This is a genomic window from Ramlibacter sp. (assembly GCF_028292805.1).
In the GTDB taxonomy this organism is placed as follows: Bacteria; Pseudomonadota; Gammaproteobacteria; order Burkholderiales; family Burkholderiaceae_C; genus Ramlibacter.
The window spans coordinates 1-3,183 of the sequence record NZ_JAQGLS010000319.1 but is presented as its reverse complement, the minus strand read 5'-3'; the positions used below and the strand labels follow the sequence as shown (position 1 = coordinate 3,183).

General features: G+C 70.0%; 2 protein-coding genes. Both read right to left on the bottom strand.

Annotated elements, in window-relative coordinates; translation table 11 throughout:
- Window positions 1-113: 113 nt before the first annotated feature.
- A complete protein-coding gene (locus tag JWP65_RS19450; protein ID WP_299766749.1) occupies window positions 114-1,517 on the bottom strand; it encodes an ATP-binding protein in 1,404 nt (467 codons plus the stop codon).
- A 160-nt stretch (window positions 1,518-1,677) separates the two neighbouring features.
- A complete protein-coding gene (miaB, locus tag JWP65_RS19445; protein WP_299766747.1) occupies window positions 1,678-3,024 on the bottom strand; it encodes a tRNA (N6-isopentenyl adenosine(37)-C2)-methylthiotransferase MiaB in 1,347 nt (448 codons plus the stop codon).
- Between the last annotated feature and the right edge of the window lie 159 nt (window positions 3,025-3,183).

Here is a 3,183-nt window from a genome sequence, read left to right as displayed (position 1 = left end):
GGGGCGTGGGCGCCGGCGCCGGCACGGTGGCGGGCGACGGTGGGGGCCGCGGCGCCGGTCCCAGCACGGCACATCCGGCCAGCGCCGCCGTCAGCAGCGCGGCCAGCAGAAATTCAGCTTGCATGGGGCAGTTCTATCCTGAAATGGCCGCCGTCGCTGTCGGACACGAGCCGCACCCGGCCGCCATGCGCCGAAACGTACTCCTGCACGATCGACAGGCCGATGCCGGTGCCGCGCACGGCGCCCTCGGGCTGCCGCTCGCCGCGGTAGAACGGCTCGAACACCCGGCCGCCATCGGCGCCGGAAACGCCCGGCCCCTGGTCGCGGATGTCGATGGTGACGCCGGCGTCGCTGGTGGCCAGTTGCAGCCGTACGGTGCTGCCCGCGGGCGAGAACCGGATGGCGTTGGACAGCAGGTTGGCGACGGCGGCGCCCAGCTTGTCGGCATCCACCGGCAGCGCCGGCGCCGCGCCCTCGACCACCACCTGCAGGCCGCGGCTGCGCCATTGCAGCCGCTGCGCCTCCACCTGGTCGCGCAGCAGCGCCAGCAGGTCGCTCTTGCGGCGGCGCAGCTGGCGCGCCTCGAAGGCGGCGGCGTTGAACTGCAGCAGCGCCTCGATCTGGGCCTGCAGCGCCAGCGTGTTCTGGTGCAGGATGCCCACCACCTCTTCCTGGTCGGCGCTGAGCGCGCCGGCGACGCCGTCCTGCAGCAGCGCCACGCCTTCGCGCAGCGCCGCCAGCGGCGTCTTCAGCTCGTGCGACACGTGGCGCAGGAAGCGGGCCTTGTCGGCGTCAAGTTCGGTCAGGCGCAGCCGCAGCCAGTCCAGCTGCTGGCTGACCCCGCGCACGTCGGACGGGCCGGGGATGTTGATCGGCTCGGCCAGCCGGTTTTCGCCCAGCTGCACGATGGCGCGCTCCAGCCGCTTGAACGGGCGCGCCAGCCAGATGCCGAAGCCGACCGCCAGCACCACGGCCAGCGCGATCGCGCCCACCACCTGCTGCATCAGCCGGGCGCGGGCGCGATCGAGCTGCTCGCGCAGCGACTTGTCGCGGCCCTCGATCAGGCCCTGCACCTGCGCCATGATGCGGCCGTTGACGCCATCGAGCTCACGGAACTCGGCCGCCACCCGCCGCTCGCGCTCCAGTGCCGTCTCCAGTGGGCCGTCGACCAGGCCGGCGATGTCCCCGGCCTGCTTGCGCCAGACGGTCACCTCGCGCCCGGCCAGGCCGGCGGCGGCCATCTGCTGCAGCGAGGCCTCGGCGCCGCGGAACTCTTCGGCAAAGCGCCGGCGCAGCACCGCGTCGTTGAGCACCAGCGACTGGCGCGCCGAGCGCTCCATGCCGGCGCTGCGCGCGGCCAGCGCCTGGGCCGCGCCATTGAGCTCCAGCGCCCGCGCGGCTTCCTTGCTGCTTTGCGCCATCAGGCGCTCGAGGATCACCACCGAGCGCAAGGCCGTGCCGCCCAGCAGGGCGGCGATCAGCATGAAGGCAACCAGCAGCAGCTGGCGAAACGACATCTAGGGGATCACCGGAAAACCGCCACGCGATTTTCCGGTGGCTCGATCAGCGTGGAGAGGACCGGCAAAGCCGGACCCTCTCCACAAGGAGAGCCGGTCCGCGCGCTGCGCAGCCCGGTTCTCGCACGAACTCCGATCACGCGTGTGCTCCGGCCGCTGCTCAGGCCGCGGCGACGGCCGACTCGGCCACCAGCACCTGCGCGCGCAGCGAGTGCGGGTAAGCCTCGGTGATGGTCACGTCCACCATCTGCCCCACCAGCCGCTGCGGGCCGGCGAAGTTGACGATGCGGTTGCACTCGGTGCGCCCCATCAGCTCCAGCTTGTCCTTGCGCGACGGGCCCTCCACCAGGATGCGCTGCACCGTGCCGACGCGGCTGGCGCTGATGCGGCGGATGTTGTCCTCCAGCACCGCCTGCAGGTGCTGCAGCCGCTTCAATTTCACCGCGTGCGGGGTGTCGTCGTGCAACGCCGCCGCCGGGGTGCCCGGTCGCGGGCTGAAGATGAACGAAAAGCTGGCGTCGAAGCCCACGTCGTCCACCAGCTTCATCATCTTGCCGAAGTCTTCCTCGGTCTCGCCGGGAAAGCCGACGATGAAGTCGCTGGACATGGACAGCTGCGGCCGGACTGCGCGCAGCTTGCGCACCGTGCTTTTGTATTCCATCGCCGTGTAGCCGCGCTTCATCGCCATCAGGATGCGGTCGCTGCCGTGCTGCACCGGCAGGTGCAGGTGGCTCACCAGCTTGGGGATCTTGCCGTAAGCCTCGATCAGGCGCTGGGTGAATTCGTTGGGGTGGCTGGTGGTGTAGCGGATGCGCTCCAGGCCTGGAATCTCGGCGACGTACTCGAGCAGCAACGCGAAGTCGGCGATCTCCGCCGTCTCGCCCATGCGGCCACGCCAGGCATTCACGTTCTGGCCGAGCAGCGTCACTTCCTTGACGCCCTGGTCGGCCAGGCCGGCGACTTCGGTCAGCACGTCGTCGAACGGCCGCGACACTTCCTCGCCGCGGGTGTAAGGCACCACGCAATAGCTGCAGTACTTGGAGCAGCCTTCCATGATGCTGACGAAGGCGGTGGCGCCGTCGACGCGGGCCGGCGGCAGGTGGTCGAACTTCTCGATCTCGGGGAAGCTGATGTCGACCTGGGGCCGCTGCAGGCGCTGGCGCTGCGCCAGCAACTGCGGCAGGCGGTGCAGCGTCTGCGGGCCGAACACCACGTCGACGTAGGGCGCGCGTTCGATGATGGCGGCGCCTTCCTGGCTGGCGACGCAGCCGCCGACGCCGATCAGCACGCCCTTGGCCTTGAGGTGCTTGACGCGCCCGAGGTCGGAGAACACCTTCTCCTGGGCCTTCTCGCGCACCGAGCAGGTGTTGAACAGGATCAGGTCGGCCTGCTCGACGTCCTGGGTCGGCTCGTAACCTTCGGCCGCGTGCATCACGTCCGCCATCTTGTCCGAGTCGTACTCGTTCATCTGGCAGCCGAAGGTCTTGATGAAAACTTTGCGGGTCATGCGGCCTCCTAGCGCCGTGCGCCGAAGATGAAGGCCAGCAATTCATCGAACCGCTGCCCCCCGGTCGCGCCGGTCAGCCGGCTGTACTCGTCCGCCGTCAGGATCCACACTTCATGGACGAGCCCTGCCGCATCGCGCCGGTACACGACGGGCAAGGTC